The sequence below is a fragment of the Pseudonocardia sp. genome (assembly GCF_025465255.1).
Taxonomy (GTDB): Bacteria; Actinomycetota; Actinomycetes; order Mycobacteriales; family Pseudonocardiaceae; genus Pseudonocardia.
In genome coordinates, this window is record NZ_JAODNI010000244.1 from 1 (window position 1) to 17,049 (window position 17,049).

The window sequence follows — 17,049 nt, forward strand, 5'->3', positions numbered from 1 at the left end:
CCACGGGCTGCTGCCGCGCCGGCTGCGGACCCGGACGGGGTCCGGGCGCACCCGGGCGCGGGCCGGAGCCCGGCCGCTGCTCGGGCCGCTGCTGACGCTCGGCCGGGGCCGCCGCCGGAGCGGACGAGGCCGCCGGAGCGGACGAGGCCGCCGGAGCGGCGGGAGCCGCCGGTGCCGGAGGAGCCGAGGGGGCCGCGGGCGGCCGGGGGCCGGGACGCGGTCCGGGTCCGGGCACCGCGGACGGTCCGGGGATGCCGCCTGAACGCGGCGGACCGGGGACGGCCGAGGGACCGGGGGTCGAGCCACCCGAGGGACGGGGGCCGGGGCGCGCGCCGCCGGGGGCACGACGGTTACCGTCGCCGCCACCGTTGCCGGCGCTGCCGTTACCACCGCCGGAGACCGAGTCACGCAACTTGCGCGCGACGGGGGCCTCGACGGTGGAGGAGGGGGACTTCACGTACTCCCCGAGGTCCTGCAGCTTGCTGAGGACCTGCTTACTGCTGAGTCCGAGCTCTTTCGCAAGCTCGTGAACGCGGGCCTTGCCTGCCACTGCTCTCCTTGTACTCGAAGAGGCCGGCGGCAACTCCCGCTCGACCTCGAACCTAAAGTCGATGCACGTTCATGGTGCGATCTTCACGACTGGCTCATGACGGGTCGACCTTGCTTCCGTGAATGACGGGCCCGGGCGCTTCCCGAACCCCTCGTGCCGTTTCCGATCCCGTGCCGTCGTTCCCCGCAGCGCGTTCCTGCAGGAACCTCCGTAGCGGGGCGGTGTCCAGCCGCCCGGGGACGCGCAACGCCCTCGGGAAGGCCGATCTCCGCTCCGCACGGTCCAGACACTCCGGCACGGGGTGCAGCCAGGCACCTCGGCCGGGGAGTCTTCCCCGCGGGTCCGGGACCAGGGCCCCGTTCACCGCGACGACTCGCAACAGACCGGTGGCCAGCTCCCGGGAGCGGCATCCCACACAGGTACGGACGGGATCCGAACCGGAACGTACGGGAACCGACCCCTGGTGACGGGCCGGACCTGAGTGTAGCGCGTCGCGGGTCAGCCGACCGACTCCGTCCCCGACGGCCGCGCGATCTCCGCCACGTCGGCGTCCGGCTCGACGTCGGCGTCGACCTCCTCGCCGTCCGCGGTCAGGGCGGCGTTGCGCGGGTCGGCATCACTGCGGATGTCGATCCGCCAGCCGGTCAGCCGGGCCGCGAGCCGGGCGTTCTGCCCCTCCTTGCCGATGGCGAGGGAGAGCTGGAAGTCCGGGACGACGACGCGGGCGGTGCGGGTCTTGGCGTCGACCACGGTGACGGACACCACCTTCGACGGCGAGAGCGCGTTCCCGACGAACGTCGCCGGGTCCTCGTCCCAGTCGATGATGTCGATCTTCTCCCCAGCGAGCTCGCTCATCACGTTGCGCACCCGCTGGCCCATCGGCCCGATGCAGGCGCCCTTGGGGTTGACCCCGGGCACGGTCGAGCGGACCGCGATCTTGGACCGGTGGCCGGCCTCGCGGGCGATCGACATGATCTCCACCGAGCCGTCGACGAGCTCCGGTACCTCGAGCGCGAACAGCTTGCGCACGAGGTTGGGGTGTGTCCGTGACAACGTGATCTGGGTACCGCGCATTCCGCGCGTCACGCCCACCACGTAGCAGCGGATGCGCTCGCCGTGCACGTACTTCTCCCCGGGGACCTGCTCGGCCTGCGGCAGCACGCCCTCGGTCTGTCCCAGGGCCACGACGACCACTCCGCGGGCGTTCGCGCGGGCGTCGCGCGAGATCACCCCGGCGACGATCTCGCCCTCCTTGGTGGAGTACTCGCCGTAGGTGCGCTCGTGCTCGGCGTCCCGCAGCCGCTGCACGATCACCTGGCGGGCCGTGGTGGCCGCGATGCGGCCGAAGCCCTCGGGGGTGTCGTCCCACTCCTGGGCCACGGAGCCGTCCTCGGCCATCTCCTGGGCCATGACGCGGACGAGGCCCGACTTGCGGTCGATGTCGACGCGTGCGTGCGGCTGGTGGCCGTCGGTGTGCCGGTAGGCGGTGATCAGCGCCGTCTCGATGGCCTCGATGACCATGTCGAACGGGATGTCCTTGTCGCGCTCGATCGCGCGGAGCGCGGCGATGTCGACGTTCATGAGAGCTCCTGGGGGTCGTGCTCGGCCACGCCGTCGTCGGTGTCGGAAGGGGGCGCCAGCAGGGTGGTCTCGGCCGCGGGCGGCGGGCGGAACTCGACCTGCACGACGGCGTTCGCGACGTCGGCGTAGCGCAGCGTGCGGCGTTCGGGCTTCTTCGCGCCCGCGTCGACGACGGTGACGGAGTCCGGGCCCGCCTCGCCGACGCGGACGTCCTGGGTGCCGCCACCGGCGAGGGTGACGCGGACCAGCCGCAGCCTCGCCCGCCGCCAGTGCAGCGGACGGGTGAGCGGGCGGTCGACACCGGGCGAGGTGACCTCGAGCGTGTAGGAGCCCTCGATCAGGTGCTCGTGTCCGTCGAGCTCGGCGGCGACGGTGCGGCTCACCTCCGCGATGGCGTCCAGACCCACGGCGTCCGACCCGTCCTTGCCGTGCTCCGGAACGTCCACGACGACCTTGACGGTGTGCCGCCGGCCCGCCGAACGCACGTCGAGCTCGTCGAGCTCGTAGCCTGCGCCGGCAACGACGGGCTCCAGCACACCGCGCAGCAGCTCGGTGAGCTGCTCGGGGCCTGGACTGGGCATCGCGGTCGCTCCTCGCGGTCGGTTCCTCGGCGGGTCGCGCTCTGTCGTCGCCGTCACGGTCGGCACCGGCATGCCGGCACCCCTGCTCCCGTCAGGCCGGACGATCAGGGCCGAGACGATCGGAGACCGAGACGCGTCGGGCCGGACGGGCCGTCCAGGGTATCGCGCCACACCCCGGGCCCCGTCGCCCGCGCGGGTGGCGGCCCGTGATCGGCCGCCTGGCAGGATGCCGGTCCGTGAACGTCCCCCGTCCGACGCTGAGCCGACGAAGGCTGTTCGCGCTCGCGGCGGCGGGTGCGGCGGCGGTGACGGTCTCCCCCGCACTGGTCGCCTGCACCACCACGGGCACCGGATCCGACGGCCCGGACCCGCTGATCGCGCTCGCCCGACGGGCCCGCGCGGACACGGCCGTGATCGCCGCCGCGATCGCGGCGGACCCCGAGCTGACCGAGCGGCTCGACCCGCTGCGCTCCGCCCGAACGGACCACGCCTCGGCGCTCGACCGCGAGATCCAGCGGCTCGACCCGCAGGCCCGCCCCTCCACCGCGCCGCCGACCGCGCCACGGACCGCCGACCTCCCCGCCGTCCGGACCGCGATCGAGGACGCGGCCCGGGAGGCGCAGGGGCTCGTCGGCGGCATCGCGGTCGAGCGGGTGGGGCTCGTCGCGGCGATCACCGCCTGCTGCACGACGTACGCGGCGGTGCTGACGTGAGCGCCCCCCGGCAGCAGGAGTCCCCCATCAGCGACGAGGCGATCACCGCGCTGCAGGGCGCGCTCTCCGCCGAGCACGCGGCGCTGTGGTCCTACACGCTGGTCCTCGCGTTCGTCCCGTCGGACCAGGCGGCCCAGGCCCGCGACGACATCGAGGCGCACCGGACGCTGCGCTCGCAGATCGAGCAGACCCTCACCGAGCTCGGCGCCCGCCCGGTCTCCGCGCAGCCCGCCTACACGAGCCCGCAGCCGGTGACCGACGCGCTCAGCGCGGGCCGTCTCGCCGTCGCCGCGGAGGACGACGCGATGGCGGCCTGGCGCTCGGTCCTCGAGCACACCGAGGAGCCGCAACTGCGGGCGGCGGGCCTGAAGTCGTTGGTCGAGGGCACCACGCGGAGTGCCCGCTGGCGGATCGCGACGGGCACCACGCCGGTGATCCCGCCGTTCCCCGGCGTCACCCGCTGAGCGCCCGTCACCCGCTGAGCGCCGCCAGGGCCCGTTCGACGTCGGACATGTCGTTGTAGAGGTGGAAGGACAGCCGGGCCCCGCCGCCGCGGTCGGTCGCGGTGATCCCGGCGGCGGCGAGCCGCTCGGCCGCCCCGGGCACGCGCACGTGCGTGATCGCCGAGCCCGCAGGCTCCAGGCCCAGCCCGGCCCGGAACGCGTCGGCGAGCCCGGTGCAGTGCTTCGCGACGAGCTCGAGGTCCAGCCCGGCGACCCACTCCAGCGCGACGGCGGCCCCGGCCTGGCACATCCAGGCCGGTGACGTGTCCAGCGCCCGGGCGTCCGGCGCGAGCCGCGGCGGCAGCCCGGACGTGCTGCCCCACCGGTCCGCGGCCGCGTACCAGCCCGCCGCGTGCGGGGTGAGTTCCAGGGACGGGTGGACGGCCATCCACGCCGTCCCGCGCGGGGACATCAGCCACTTGTAGCCCGCGCCGACGACGACGTCCGCCCAGTCCAGCCGCGTCGGCAGCCACCCGGACTGGGTGACGTCCAGGACCACCCTGGTGCCGCGGCCGCGGGCCCGCTCCAGGGCGTCGAGGTCGGCGAGCCGGCCGTCGAGGGACTGGACGACGCTCGTCGCGACGACGTCGAACTCCGCGGCCCGCGCGCCCAGCTCGTCGAGGGGGACCTCGGTGACGGTGACGCCGCGGCCCTGCACGGCGAAGGGATAGCTGACGCTCGTGAACTCGCCCTCGCAGACGCCCACCCGGGTGCCGTCCGGCGCCGCCGCCGCGACCAACCCCACCAGCGGGGACACGGCGGCGCCGATCGCGACCCGGTCCGCCGGGACGCCGACGAGCCGGGCCCACGCCGCGCGGGCGCGGTCCGTGGGGTCGTCGTAGCTCGGCGCCGTGGCGGACCCGGTCCGCCATTCCCGCACCGCCCGTTCCATGGCATCCGCGACCGGCGCGGGTGGAACCCCGACGCTCGCGGTGTTCAGATAGCTGGCAGGGACGTCGAACCGTTCGCCGAAGGCCTCGCGCACGGGGTCAGCCTAGGCTCCGGGGGTGCACAGCGAGCTGATCGAGATCCGGACCGGGGGCGAGGAGCGGGTCGTCGACCTGACCTCCCCGATCGACGACTTCCTGCGCGGCGCCGGGGGCGGTGACGGCCTGCTCAACGTCTGGGTCCCGCACGCGACCGCCGGCATCGCGGTGATCGAGACGGGCGCGGGGAGCGACACGGACCTGCTCGCCGCGCTCAAGGACCTCCTCCCGGCCGACGACCGCTGGAGGCACCGGCACGGCAGCCCCGGCCACGGCCGGGACCACGTCCTGCCCGCGTTCATCCCGCCGTCGACGAGCGTGCCGGTGCTGGGCGGGAAGCTCGCGCTGGGGACGTGGCAGTCCGTGTGCCTGGTGGACACGAACGTCGACAACTCGGTGCGGAGCGTCCGGCTGTCGTTCCTGCAGGGCTAGGACCCGCGCGTCCTCCGGCGTCGGCGAGTACCGCCGGCCACCGGCAGCCGGCCCGACGACCTCCCTCGATCGGCCGATCGATCCGCCCCCTCCGCGATAGTCTCCGCTCGTGAGCACTCCCGGGGCCCCGGACGACGACTCGAGCCCGCAGGAACCACGCGAGAACGGGCGCGTGTCCCCCGAGCCCACCTCGGCCGACCGGACCGAGGACCGGGACGCCGACCCCGGCGGCTCCGTCCCCCGGTACCCCGGACAGCGGTACCCGGCCGCGCCCGGCCACGTCGGGCAGCCCGCCGCGCCGCGGGCGGACGAGACCTGGGTCGGCGACCCGTACCCGTCGGCACCGTGGGGTGGTCCGCAGGCGGACCCGGGGCAGCAGCAGTGGGGTCCGCCGGCGCAGTGGGGCAGCCGGCCCTGGAGCGCTCCCCCGGCCGGTCTGCAATCGCCCGACCCGGGATCGCCCGGCCCGCCGTGGGCAGGCCGGGCACCGGAGCAGCAGGTGTCCGCCCCGCAGTACCCAGGGCAGCAGTGGGCCGGGCCCGGTTCCCCGCCCGGGCCGGGGCAACCCTGGGCCCCACCCGGTCCGCAGTGGGCCGCTGCGGGGCCGCGCGACCCCCGGGACGCTCCCGCGGGCCTCACCGCACCCCCGCCGAAGCGCCGGGGCCGCGCGCTCGCGCTCGTGGCCTTCGCGCTCGTCGTCGTGGGGGCCGTCGTCGCGGCGGGCATCGTGCTCGTCCGGGGCAACCTCGGCAGCTACCGCCCGGCGATCCCGGCGTCGTACCAGCCGATCACCACCCCGTTCCTGACCTACTCCGTGCCCCAGGGCTGGACAGCCGACCCGGCCGGCGGACCGTTCGCGCTCGGGGTCGGGTTCGAGGGTCGCGCGGACGCCCCGTCCTACACCTGCCGCGGCGACGGGTACATCCGCGGCTCCGCGTCCAGCGCGCTTGTCTCCGACCGCGGCGACCCCGCCCAGCTCGCCACGCAGTTCGCGACCCGGATCGCCACGCAGTCCTACACCGGGACGTCCGGCCGGGAGCCGACGGTCACGGTCGTCTCGACGACGCCGGTGCAGGTGCCCGGCCCCGGTGATGCCGAGACCACCGGGAGCCTGGTGGAGGTGCGCGCCACGCCCCCGTCCGACGACGGCTGCCTCGGGACCGAGGGTCTCGTCCTCGTCCTCGCCGTCCCCACGACGGCCGGCGGGCAGGCCGGGACCGCGCTGCTCACCTCCGGCGTGGACACCGCGGGCGGCCCGGCGACCCCGCCCCTGCCGCCGCGGGAGGAGATGGACCTGATCGCCGCCAGCGCGGCGCTGCCCGGGTGATCACATGCTGACGCGGGCCGCCGGGTTCTGAAGATCCTCAGGTCGGGGCGAGATGACGGTCCGATCTCGGGTCCTGTGCCCGGCCGGGCCGCGCGGCTACCGTGGGCGGCCGGGTGTGGCGATTTACGGGGGAGACGGGGACAGGGTGCAGGGCACGACGTTCGGCCCGTACACGATCGAGGAGCTGCTCGGTCGCGGCGGGATGGGCGAGGTCTACCGGGCCTTCGACACCGAGACGGACCGCGAGGTCGCGCTGAAGGTGCTGCCGCCCCACCTCGCGTCGGACGCCGAGTACCTCGAACGGTTCCGCCGCGAGTGCCGGGCCGCCGCGAAGCTCCGCGAACCGCACATCGTCCCGATACACCGCTTCGGTGAGATCGACGGCCGGCTCTACCTCGACATGCGCCTCGTCGAGGGCGCGGACCTCGGCTCCTGGCTGCGCGACCACGGCCCGCTCTCCCCCGCCGCGGCCGTGGCGGTCATCTCCCAGGTCGCGAGCGCGCTCGACGCCGCGCACGCCGAGGGGATGGTGCACCGGGACGTCAAACCGTCGAACATCCTGCTGGCGGGCGTGTCGGGCGACGAGGTGGACCCGGGCGCGGTCTTCGCCTACCTCTTCGACTTCGGGATCGCCAGCTCCGTCTCCGACACCGCGGAGGACGAGTCCACCCTGACGCGCACCGGCACGGTGCCCGGCTCGCTCGCCTATCTCGCGCCCGAGCGCTTCCGCGGGACCACCGCGGACCGCCGGGTCGACGTGTACGCGCTGGCCTGCGTCCTGTACCAGTCCCTCACCGGCCGCCAGCCCTTCGACGGGGACCTGGCGACCCTCATGCACGCCCATCTCACCGTGGAGCCGCCGCCCGCCTCGAGCACCCGGCCGGACGTGCCGACCGCGCTGGACCAGGTGATCGCCCGCGGCATGGCGAAGAACCCGGACGACCGCTACCCGACGGCCGGCGCGCTCGCCGCCGCGGCCCGGGCGGCCGTCGGCTCGCAGGCGGTGCCGGGCGCTGCGCCGCCCGACACCACCGGCGACGCCAGGACGTCGACCTTCGGGACCGGGGCGCCCATGCCCCGGACCGGCCCGGAGACGTTCGTCGGCGTCCCCGCCGGGTTCGGCGACCCCGGCTACGGATCCGGATACCCGAGGGCGCAGCAGGGCCGGGCGAACGGGCCGAACCCGGGTGCGCCGCCCGCGGGCCCGGGCTACGCGCCCGTCCCGCCGACGGGTCCTCCGCCCGGGAGGAAGGGGAAGCGCGGCAGGACGATCGCGGCGGTGGTCGCGGCCCTCGTCGTGTTCGGAGGCGCCGGCGCGGCCGCCTACGCGCTGAGCGGGAGCGGAGGTGGCAGGGAGACGCCGAGCACCAGCACGACCCGGCCGCCGGTCGTCCCGCAGACCGTCGCGAGCGTGCCTCCGGCGACCGGGGACCCCGGACCGTCGACGGACCAGTTGATCGCGGACCTGCCCGTCGGCTTCACGGCCACGACCTGCGGCGCGGACGACCCGGCCGCCCGCAACATCGGCGCGACGGCGTACCTGGCCTGCGAGAACGGCCCGAGCGACGGCCCGAACGGCGCGACGTTCAGCCGCTACTCCCAGCAGAGCGCCCTCGACGGCGGGTTCACCGCGGCCGCGACGGCGGCGAAGGTCCCGACCGTGGAGAAGGGCGAGCTCACGGTGTGCCGCGACGGCGGCTCGCAGGCCACGACGTACACGCGCAACGAGAAGCTCGGCGGGCGCGTCGGCTGCTACAAGGACGCCGCGACGGGCGCCGCCTACCTGTTCTGGACGGACAACGAGGCACTCGCGTTCGGCTACCTCCGCCGCGACGACGGCGACACCTCCACCCTCTACCGCTGGTGGCAGGGCAACGACTTCACGGTGGCCGGCCGCTGACGCCTCCTCGTGCGGGGTGTCAGCCGCGGGCGACGGCCACCATCTCCTCGCGCGGGACGACCTTGATCCGCTCGCGGCCCCGGTCCTCGCCCAGGCCGCGCTCGTGCTTGTCCAGCCGCAGCCAGCCGTCCCAGGTCGTGTACTCGACGCCGCGCTCGGTGAGCAGCTCGACGATCGCGGACGGGTCCGGCACCGGGGCCGGCGGGAGCGCATCCAGATCCTCCAGCAGGCTGCCGACGGTCTCGAGGGCGCAGCCCTTGGTGTGCCCGATCAGCCCGACCGGCCCGCGCTTGATCCAGCCCACCGCGTAGACGCCCGGGACCTGCTGCCCGTCGAGGTCCAGGACCCGCCCCGCGTCGTGCGGGACCACCCCGGCCGCGTGGTCGAACGGCAGCTCGGGGAGAGGCGAACCGAGGTAGCCGACGGCCCGGTAGACGGCCTGGACCGGGAAGTCGGTGAACTCGCCGGTGCCGCGCACCGACCCGGTCCCGGTGAGCTCCGTCCGCTCGGTGCGCAGGCCGGTCACCCTGCCGTCCCCGAGCACGGCGACGGGCGCCCGCAGGAAGTGCAGGTGCAGGCGGGCCCGGGCCGGGTCCGAGGCCGGCCGGCGGTCGCGCAGTGCCCAGTCCTGCACCGTCCGGACCACCATCTGCTGCTGCCGGCTCTCCCGCAGCGCCGCCACCGAGCCCTCGTCGAGCTCGACGTCCTCCGGATCCACGACGAGCTCGACGCCCGGCACGTGGTCGAGCTCGCGCAGCTCCATCGGCGTGAACTTCGCCTGGGCCAGGCCGCGGCGGGCGAACAGGTGGACGTCGGTGGCGCGGTTCGTGGCGAGGCCACGGTGGACGTTGTCCGGGATCTCGGTGGTCAGCATGTCCCCGGCGGACTTAGCCAGCACCCGCGCGACGTCCAGCGCGACGTTCCCGGCGCCGATCACCGCGACCTGCTCGGCGTCGAGGCGCCAGTCCCGCGGGGCGTCGGGGTGCCCGTCGAACCACTGCACGAACTCGGCCGCGCCGTGGCTCCCGGGCAGGTCGACGCCGGGGATGTCCAGGCCCCGGTCCTTCTCGCAGCCGGTCGCGACGATCACCGCGTCGTAGAGCGCGCGGACGTCGGCGAGCGTCACGTCGCGCCCGTAGGCGACGTTGCCGAACAGCCGCACGCCGGGCCGGTCCAGCACCCGGTGCAGCGCGTGGACGATCTGCTTGATGCGCGGGTGGTCCGGCGCCACGCCGTAGCGGATCAGGCCGAACGGGGCGGGCAGCCGGTCGAACACATCCACCGTGCAGGGCGTCCCGGACTTCATCAGGGTGTCCGTGGCGTAGATCCCGGCCGGGCCCGCCCCGATCACCGCCACCCGCAGCGTCCGCACCATGCCGATTCCTTCCCTCGTCCGATCACGTCCGACCGTACCGAGTTGAAGGAAGGCTTACCTAACTAGTGCCGGATCGGGTGCGTCACACCCCGACCGCGAGGGTGGCCGTGTAGCCCGCGTCGAATCGCAGTGCCAGAGGTAGACGGCCGCCCCGGCCAGCGGGGCGGCCCCGTCGGTGACCGTGAGCGTGATCGTCAGCGGGACGCCCTCGGCCGTGGTGGTCGACGAGCGCCGTCACGGCGGCCCAGCTGCTGCCGCTCCTGCTGCTCGCGGAAACCGTCGCCCTGGCGACGATTTCCGCGCACAGTGGCGTCAGCCGCGGACGACGCCCACGAGGTGCTCCGCGGCGCCCTCGCGCGGGATCTCGATCCGCTCGCCGCTGCGGCGGTCCTTGAGTTCGATGACACCGTTCGCCAGGCCCCGGCCCACGACGACGATCGTGGGGACGCCGATCAGCTCCGCGTCGGCGAACTTCACGCCCGGCGACGCCTTGCGGTCGTCCAGGATCACGGACAGGCCAGCGGCCTCCAGCTCGCGGGCCAGGACCTCGCCGCCCTCGATCAGCTCCGCGTTCTTCCCCGCGACGACCACGTGTACGTCGAACGGGGTGACCGAGCGGGGCCAGATCAGCCCGGAGTCGTCGTGGCTCTGCTCCGCGACCGCGGCGACGAGCCGGGAGACGCCGATGCCGTAGGAGCCCATCGTGATGCGGACGGGCTTCGAGTCCGGGCCCAGCGCGTCGAGCCCGAACGCGTCCGCGAACTTGCGGCCGAGCTGGAAGATGTGCCCGATCTCGATGCCGCGGGCCGCCTCGAGCACGCCCTGGCCGTCCGGCGACGGGTCGCCGGCGCGCACCTCGGCGGCCTCGATCGTGCCGTCCGGGGCGAAGTCCCGCCCCGCGACGAGGTCGACGACGTGGTGGTCCGCCTTGTCTGCTCCCGTCACCCACGCCGTCCCCGTGACGATCCGCGGGTCGACCAGGTACCGGACGCCGTTGGCCGCGAGCGCGCCCGGCCCGATGTAGCCCTTGACCAGGAAGGCGTTCCGCGCGAAGTCCGCCTCGTCGAGCAGCGCGACCTCGGCGGGGTGCACCACGGCCTCGACGCGCTTGAGGTCGACCTCGCGGTCCCCGGGGACTCCGACGCCGAGCAGCTCCCAGTCCACGGCACCCGGCCGGCGGATCTTGAGCAGCACGTTCTTCAACGTGTCCGCGGCGGTGAACTCCCGGCCGAGGCCCGCACCGTTCAGGAACGTCACCAGGGCCTCGATCGTCGGGGTGTTGGGCGTGTGGTGCACCTGCGCCGCGGGCTTGTCCTCGACCGGCTGCGCGGGCGGCGCGGGCGTCGTGACGGCCTCGACGTTCGCGGCGTAGCCGCCGGGCCCGCGGACGAACGTGTCCTCACCGGTCTCGGTGATCGCCAGGAACTCCTCGGACGCCGAGCCGCCCATCGCCCCCGACATGGCCGAGACGATCACGTAGTCCAGGGCGAGCCGGTCGAAGATGCGGATGTAGGCGTCGCGGTGCCGGGTGTAGGACTCGGCCAGCCCCTCGTCCGTGAGGTCGAACGAGTACGAGTCCTTCATCCGGAACTCGCGGCCGCGCAGGATGCCGGCGCGGGGCCGCTCCTCGTCCCGGTACTTGTTCTGGATCTGGTACAGCGTGACCGGGTAGTCCTTGTACGAGGAGTACTCGCCCTTCACGACCTGCGTGAACAGCTCCTCGTGGGTCGGGCCCAACAGGTAGTCGTTGCCCTTGCGGTCCTTCAACCGGAACAGGCTCGGCCCGTACTCGGTCCAGCGGCCGGTCGCCTCGTAGGGCTCGCGGGGCAGCAGCGCGGGGAGCTGGATCTCCTGGGCGCCCATCGCGTCCATCTCCTCGCGCACGATCTGCTCGACGCGGCGGAGCACCTTCAGCCCGAGCGGCAGCCAGGAGTAGACACCCGGGGCGACACGGCGGACGTAGCCGGCGCGGACCAACAGCTTGTGGCTGGGCACCTCCGCGTCGGCCGGGTCCTCGCGGAGGGTGCGGAGGAACAGCGACGACATCCTGGTCAACACCCGGAGAAGGGTAGCCACGCGCCCTCGGACCGCTTCATCCCGGTTGGTGGAATACGGTCGCGCCGCGCCCCGGTTGGGACCGGTATGACCGCCGCCACAGGGATCGACCTGCATGCACTGATCGCCGAGGCGCGCCTCGGCGTCCTCGCCACCATCAAGTCCGACGGCCGCCCACAGCTCTCCCCGGTCACCCCGTTCTACGACCGCGAGGCCGGGATCGTCTACGTCTCCATGACCGAGGGTCGCGCCAAGACCGCGAACCTGCGGCGGGACCCGCGGGCGAGCATCGAGGTCACCAGCCCGGACGGCTGGGCGTGGGCCACCGCCGAGGGCACCGCCACCCTGACCGGCCCGAGCACCGATCCGGACTCCCCCGAGGTGCAGGCGCTGGTCGACTACTACCGCAACGCCGCGGGCGAGCACCCGGACTGGGACGAGTACCGCGCCGTCATGGTCGCGGAGCGTCGGGTGCTGATGGCGATGGCCGTGGAGAAGGTCTACGGAGAACGGATCCGGTAGCCGCTCAGTCCTTCAGGAGCTCCGCCACCATCGCCGCCACCGCGCCCGTCTCGATCAGGAAGCCGTCGTGGCCGTACGGGGAGTCGATCACGCGCAGCTCGGCGGCGTTCGGGATGCCCGCGGCCAGCTCCGCCTGCTGCTCCAGCGGGTAGATCCGGTCCGAGCTGACCCCGCCCACGATCGTCCGCGCCGTCACCCGGGCGAGCCCGGCCGCGACGCCGCCTCGGCCACGGCCCACGTCGTGGGCGTTCATCAGTTCCGTGAGCCGCACGTACGACGCCGCGTCGAAGCGGCGGACCAGCTTCTCGGCGTGGTGGTCCAGGTAGGACTCGACGGCGTAGCGGCCGCCGTGCAGCGGGTCCTCGCCGTCCTGGGGGTCCCGGCCGAACCGGGTGCCCAGCTCGTAGCCGCTGCGGTAGCTCAGGTGCGCGATCCGCCGGGCGACGCCGAGGCCCGCGTGCGGCCCCGCGCCGTCGGGCAGGTCGTGGTAGTCGCCGCCCCGCCAGCCCGGGTCCGCGCGGATCGCGGCGAGCTGCGGTGCGGCCCAGGCGATCTGGTCCGCCGACGCGGCGGCCGGGGAGGCGAGCAGGAGCAGCCGCTCCACCCGCTCCGGCTCCGTGGCGGCCCACTCGAGCGCCCGCATGCCGCCCATCGAGCCGCCGACGACGAGCGCCCACCGATCCACCCCGAGGGCGTCGGCCAGCACGGTCTCGGCGCGCACGGAGTCCCGCGCGGTGACGAAAGGGAACCGGCCACCCCACGTCCGCCCGTCCGGGCCGGTCGAGGCGGGGCCGGTCGTGCCCTGGCAGCCGCCGACGACGTTCGGCGCGACCACGAACCAGCGGTCCGTGTCGAGCGCGCGGCCCGGCCCGATCAGGGCGTCCCACCAGCCCGGGCTCTTGTGGCCCGGGCCGAGGGGGCCGGCGACGTGGCTGTCGCCGGTGAGCGCGTGCAGGACCAGCACCGCGTTGCTGCGGCCCGCGGCGTCGACCCGGAGGTCGCCCCACGTCTCGTACGCCAGCCGGACCTGCGGCAGCTCGCCCCCGGCCTCCAGGCGCAGCGGGCCTTCGAGGTCGAGGAAGAGCCGGCGGCCCGGGTCGTCCCCCTCCCGCCAGGCACCGCTGGCGGGAGGGCGGACGGCCGGGTCCGCCGAGGTGGTGATGTCCGTGCTCACGCGCCCTTGGCCGCCCGGAATCCCGCGTCGAGGTCCGCCTTGATGTCCTCGACGCCCTCGAGGCCGACCGAGAGCCGGATGAGGCCCGGGCCAACGCCCGTCGCCAGCTGCTCCTCGCCGGAGAGCTGGCTGTGCGTGGTGCTCGCCGGGTGGATCACCAGGCTGCGCACGTCGCCGATGTTGGCGAGGTGGCTGTGCAGCTCCAGCGCGTCCACGAACCTCCGGCCGGCCTCGACGCCGCCGCGGATGTCGAACGCGACGATCGCGCCGGCGCCCTTGGGCGAGTACTTCTGCTGCAGCGCGTGCCACGGGCTGGACGGGAGGGCGGCGTAGTAGACCTTCTCCACCTCGTCCCGGGCCTCCAGCCACTCGGCGACGGCCAGCGCGTTCTGCACGTGCCGCTCGATGCGCAGGGACAGTGTCTCGATGCCCTGGATCAGCAGGAAGCTGTTGAACGGGGCGATCGCCGGGCCGAGGTCGCGCAGCAGCTGCACCCGGAACTTGATCAGGAACGCCTGCGGGCCGAGCGCCTCCCAGTAGTTGAGGCCGTGGTAGCTCGGGTCCGGCGTGGTCAGACCCGGGTACTTCGCGGCCTGCGCGCCCCAGTCGAAGTTGCCGGAGTCCACGACGACGCCGCCGATGCTGGTGCCGTGGCCGCCGAGGAACTTGGTGGCCGAGTGCACCACGATGTCCGCGCCGTGCTCGAACGGACGGATCAGGTAGGGCGTCGGGACGGTGTTGTCCACGACCAGCGGCACGCCGTTCTCGTGGGCGAGGTCCGCGATCGGGGCGATGTCGAGGACGTTGCTGCGCGGGTTGCCGATCGTCTCGGCGTAGAACAGCTTGGTGTTCGGCCGCACCGCGGCGCGCCACTCGTCGAGGTTGTCGGGGTCGTCGACGAACGTGACGTCGATGCCCATCTTCGGCAGCGTGTAGTGGAACAGGTTGTACGTGCCGCCGTAGAGGGAGGCGCTGGAGACGAAGTGGTCACCCGACTCGGCGAGGTTCAGGATCGCCAGCGTCTGCGCCGCCTGCCCGGAGGCGACGGCCACCGCCCCGATCCCGCCCTCGAGCGCGGCGACGCGCTGCTCCAGGACGTCCTGGGTCGGGTTCATGATCCGGGTGTAGATGTTGCCGAGCTCGGCGAGGCCGAAGAGGTTCGCCGCGTGCTCGGTGTCCCGGAAGGTGTACGACGTGGTCTGGTAGATCGGGGTCGCCCGGGCACCGGTCGTCGGGTCGGACGTGGCGCCCGCGTGGACCTGCTTGGTCTCGAAGGACCAGGCTGCGGTGGGGTCTGTCTCGGTCATGCTGCTCTCCTGAGCGGGAGGCGGCCCGGTACGGGCCGGCCGGGATGGGATCGCTGGGCGCGAGCGGCGCGGGCGCCGGGCGGATGTTCGAGCGCGAGGTCAGCGGCCGGAACGACAGGACGCGCTCGTGACGCGCATGAGGTCGACGTGTCGACGGGTCACGAGACGAATCACGCTGCGACCGTAACGGTGCCGTCACACGTGGCACAACAGCGCCACCTGACCGGGCGGCGGCCCCGCCGCCGGGCCTGGCTAGCGTGGCCGCGTGCTCGTTCTGCTTCCGCCCTCGGAGACCAAGCGGACCAACCGCGACGGCCCGCCGCTCGACCTCGCGGCGCTGTCGTGTCCCGAGCTGGACGCGGTGCGCAAGGAGCTGGTCGACGAGGTGGTGGCCCTCGCCGCGGACGTCGAGGCCAGCCGCGCCGCGCTCGGCCTCTCCGCCCGGCAGGACGACGAGATCGCCCGCAACGCCGAGCTGTGGACGTCGCCGACCATGCCGGCGATCACCCGCTACACCGGCGTGCTCTACGACGCCCTGGACGTCACGTCGCTGCGGGGCGCGTCGGCGGGCCGGGCGCGGGAGCGGCTCGCCGTCGGCTCCGCGCTGTTCGGCCTGCTGCGGGCGGACGACCCGGTACCCGCCTACCGGCTGTCGGCGGGCTCGTCACTGCCCGGGAGCTCGACGCTGGCCGCCCGCTGGAAGCCCGTGCTCGAACCGGTGCTCGCCGCGATCGCGGCCGAACAGCTCGTCGTCGACCTGCGGTCCGGCTCGTACGCGACGCTCGCCCGCGTCCCCGGCGCCGTCACGGTGAACGTCCTGGCGGAGCGCGCGGACGGTTCGCGCAGCGTCGTCAGCCACCACAACAAGTCCCACAAGGGCGGCCTGGCCCGGCTCCTCGCGTCCACCCGCGCCGAGCCGGTGGACGCGTCCGCGGTGGCCCGCCTCGCCCGCCGGGCAGGGCACGCGGTCGAGCGCACCGGCGAGACCCACCTGGACCTGGTCCTCCCCGCGTAATTCGGTGGCGACGCCGGCGCCCCGTGCGGGAGCCGGCCTGGGTGATCACCGCGCACGCCGCCGTCGACACCGATCTCGGCGTGCTCAAGACGGGCAAGGAGGCGGACGTCCACCTGCTCGAGCGCGGCGTCCCGGACACCGGCGAGCAGGTGCTGCTCGCCGCCAGGCGGTACCGCACCGCGGAGCACCGGATGTTCCACCGCGACGCCGGCTACACCGAGGGCCGCCGGGTGCGGCACTCCCGGGAGACCCGTGCGATGGCGTCGCGCACGGCGTTCGGCAGGCAGTTGTTGGCCGGGCAGTGGGCGCGGGCCGAGTTCGAGGCGCTCGGCACGCTCTGGGCGGCGGGCGCGCCCGTCCCCTATCCCGTGCAGCTGCACGGGACGGAGCTGCTGCTCGAGTTCGTCGGGACGCCGGACGGCGCGGCGGCACCGCGGCTCGCGCAGCTCCGCCCGGAGCCCGACGCACTGCGGGGTCTGTGGGAGCAGCTGACCGAGGCACTGCGCGCGCTCGCCCGCCGGGGCTGGGCGCACGGGGACCTCTCGGCGTACAACCTGCTCGTCGACGACGGACCCCTGGTCCTGATCGACCTGCCGCAGGTGGTCGACGTCGTCGGCAATCCGCAGGGCCCGGAGTTCCTGGGGCGTGACGTGCTCCGGATCACCGAGTGGTTCACCGCACGTGGTCTGCCCGGATCCGGCAGCGCCGAGGCGCTCCTCGGCGACCTCCGCCAGGAGGCCGGGATCGGCCCCTGACCGGCACAGACGCGCCGGGCGGCCCCGCGGTGTCACCGCGCGTCCGCGGGGCGGCCCGGCGCGTCGAACCGTCTGCCGGGGCCTGCCTGCGGGCGGGTGACCGGGCGTCACTCTCCGGTGCGGAGGGCGCCTCCGGTAGTGTGATCTACGAGCGCCCGGCCTTTCGTTGCCGCCGAGCCCCACCGACCGCAGTACCCGTTACGGGCGCGCACCCAGCGCCCGGGCCCGTCCCGAGACCATCCCGCGCCGCACGGCGCGTGGCCGCTCCGGCAG

Annotated in this window: 17 protein-coding genes and 1 pseudogene; 8 read left to right on the plus strand and 10 right to left on the minus strand. The window is 74.4% G+C overall.

Annotated features, from left to right (window positions below):
- The 4 genes from JWP64_RS30210 to rimP all read right to left on the minus strand — a co-directional run.
- On the minus strand, positions 1–550 hold a 550-nt coding region (locus tag JWP64_RS30210), incomplete at its 3' end, for a translation initiation factor IF-2 N-terminal domain-containing protein (protein ID WP_297503731.1).
- Positions 551–644: 94 nt separating this feature from the next.
- Positions 645–965, minus strand: a complete 321-nt coding sequence (locus JWP64_RS30215) for a YlxR family protein (protein ID WP_297503733.1) — start codon at positions 963–965, stop codon at positions 645–647.
- Between the two features lie 83 nt (positions 966–1,048).
- Positions 1,049–2,131: a transcription termination factor NusA gene (gene nusA, locus JWP64_RS30220; RefSeq protein WP_297503735.1), complete on the minus strand. Its 1,083-nt coding sequence runs from the start codon at positions 2,129–2,131 to the stop codon at positions 1,049–1,051.
- Positions 2,128–2,712, minus strand: coding sequence for a ribosome maturation factor RimP (gene rimP, locus JWP64_RS30225; protein ID WP_297503737.1), 585 nt, complete (start codon positions 2,710–2,712; stop codon positions 2,128–2,130). The genes nusA and rimP overlap by 4 nt, the downstream gene beginning before the upstream one ends.
- Before the next feature lie 236 nt (positions 2,713–2,948).
- Between rimP and JWP64_RS30230 the strand changes: the two genes are divergently transcribed.
- Together JWP64_RS30230 and JWP64_RS30235 are read left to right on the plus strand one after the other, a co-directional pair.
- Positions 2,949–3,425: a hypothetical protein gene (locus JWP64_RS30230; RefSeq protein WP_297503739.1), complete on the plus strand. Its 477-nt coding sequence runs from the start codon at positions 2,949–2,951 to the stop codon at positions 3,423–3,425.
- Complete coding sequence (locus JWP64_RS30235; RefSeq protein WP_297503741.1) at positions 3,422–3,889, plus strand: ferritin-like domain-containing protein; 468 nt, start codon at positions 3,422–3,424, stop codon at positions 3,887–3,889. Before JWP64_RS30230 ends, JWP64_RS30235 begins: the two co-directional genes overlap by 4 nt.
- Before the next feature lie 7 nt (positions 3,890–3,896).
- On the opposite strand, the gene JWP64_RS30240 is transcribed toward JWP64_RS30235, so the two are convergent.
- Positions 3,897–4,913 carry an aminotransferase gene (locus JWP64_RS30240; protein ID WP_297503743.1) on the minus strand — a complete coding sequence of 339 codons (1,017 nt, stop codon included), beginning with the start codon at positions 4,911–4,913 and terminating at the stop codon, positions 3,897–3,899.
- A 22-nt stretch (positions 4,914–4,935) separates the two neighbouring features.
- Between JWP64_RS30240 and JWP64_RS30245 the strand changes: the two genes are divergently transcribed.
- From JWP64_RS30245 to JWP64_RS30255, 3 genes are all read left to right on the plus strand, one after another.
- Positions 4,936–5,346, plus strand: coding sequence for a YjbQ family protein (locus JWP64_RS30245; RefSeq protein ID WP_297503745.1), 411 nt, complete (start codon positions 4,936–4,938; stop codon positions 5,344–5,346).
- A 109-nt stretch (positions 5,347–5,455) separates the two neighbouring features.
- Positions 5,456–6,673 (plus strand): hypothetical protein, encoded by a 1,218-nt coding sequence (locus tag JWP64_RS30250; protein ID WP_297503747.1) that lies wholly within the window; start codon positions 5,456–5,458, stop codon positions 6,671–6,673.
- 145 nt (positions 6,674–6,818) lie between these two features.
- Positions 6,819–8,573, plus strand: coding sequence for a serine/threonine-protein kinase (locus tag JWP64_RS30255; protein ID WP_297503749.1), 1,755 nt, complete (start codon positions 6,819–6,821; stop codon positions 8,571–8,573).
- Between the two features lie 19 nt (positions 8,574–8,592).
- On the opposite strand, the gene JWP64_RS30260 is transcribed toward JWP64_RS30255, so the two are convergent.
- The gene (locus JWP64_RS30260; RefSeq protein WP_297503751.1) at positions 8,593–9,948 is read right to left on the minus strand and encodes an FAD-dependent oxidoreductase; all 1,356 of its coding nucleotides are present in this window, start codon (positions 9,946–9,948) and stop codon (positions 8,593–8,595) included.
- Positions 9,949–10,260: 312 nt separating this feature from the next.
- Complete coding sequence (locus JWP64_RS30265; RefSeq protein WP_297503753.1) at positions 10,261–12,006, minus strand: proline--tRNA ligase; 1,746 nt, start codon at positions 12,004–12,006, stop codon at positions 10,261–10,263.
- Positions 12,007–12,090: 84 nt separating this feature from the next.
- Between JWP64_RS30265 and JWP64_RS30270 the strand changes: the two genes are divergently transcribed.
- Positions 12,091–12,525 (plus strand): PPOX class F420-dependent oxidoreductase, encoded by a 435-nt coding sequence (locus tag JWP64_RS30270; RefSeq protein ID WP_297503756.1) that lies wholly within the window; start codon positions 12,091–12,093, stop codon positions 12,523–12,525.
- Positions 12,526–12,529: 4 nt separating this feature from the next.
- Here JWP64_RS30270 and JWP64_RS30275 read toward each other — a convergent pair whose 3' ends face one another.
- The 3 genes from JWP64_RS30275 to JWP64_RS31780 form a co-directional block, all read right to left on the minus strand.
- A complete protein-coding gene (locus JWP64_RS30275; protein WP_297503758.1) occupies positions 12,530–13,699 on the minus strand; it encodes a homoserine O-acetyltransferase in 1,170 nt (389 codons plus the stop codon).
- The gene (locus JWP64_RS30280; protein ID WP_297503761.1) at positions 13,696–15,006 is read right to left on the minus strand and encodes a bifunctional o-acetylhomoserine/o-acetylserine sulfhydrylase; all 1,311 of its coding nucleotides are present in this window, start codon (positions 15,004–15,006) and stop codon (positions 13,696–13,698) included. Before JWP64_RS30280 ends, JWP64_RS30275 begins: the two co-directional genes overlap by 4 nt.
- A 99-nt stretch (positions 15,007–15,105) precedes the next feature.
- Complete coding sequence (locus tag JWP64_RS31780; RefSeq protein ID WP_366890865.1) at positions 15,106–15,180, minus strand: putative leader peptide; 75 nt, start codon at positions 15,178–15,180, stop codon at positions 15,106–15,108.
- 91 nt (positions 15,181–15,271) lie between these two features.
- Between JWP64_RS31780 and yaaA the strand changes: the two genes are divergently transcribed.
- A complete protein-coding gene (gene yaaA, locus JWP64_RS30285; protein WP_297503764.1) occupies positions 15,272–16,021 on the plus strand; it encodes a peroxide stress protein YaaA in 750 nt (249 codons plus the stop codon).
- A gap of 20 nt (positions 16,022–16,041) precedes the next feature.
- Positions 16,042–16,776: pseudogene (locus JWP64_RS30290) on the plus strand (RIO1 family regulatory kinase/ATPase); the annotation flags it as partial.
- Positions 16,777–17,049 lie beyond the last annotated feature (273 nt).

Bases quoted from the DNA above. Each gene is read 5' to 3' on its own strand.
- nusA (WP_297503735.1), bottom strand. From the start codon at position 2,131: ATGAACGTCGACATCGCCGCGCTCCGCGCGATCGAGCGCGACAAGGAC.
- rimP (WP_297503737.1), bottom strand. From the start codon at position 2,712: ATGCCCAGTCCAGGCCCCGAGCAGCTCACCGAGCTGCTGCGCGGTGTG.
- JWP64_RS30260 (WP_297503751.1), bottom strand. From the start codon at position 9,948: ATGGTGCGGACGCTGCGGGTGGCGGTGATCGGGGCGGGCCCGGCCGGG.
- JWP64_RS30270 (WP_297503756.1), top strand. From the start codon at position 12,091: ATGACCGCCGCCACAGGGATCGACCTGCATGCACTGATCGCCGAGGCG.
- JWP64_RS30280 (WP_297503761.1), bottom strand. From the start codon at position 15,006: ATGACCGAGACAGACCCCACCGCAGCCTGGTCCTTCGAGACCAAGCAG.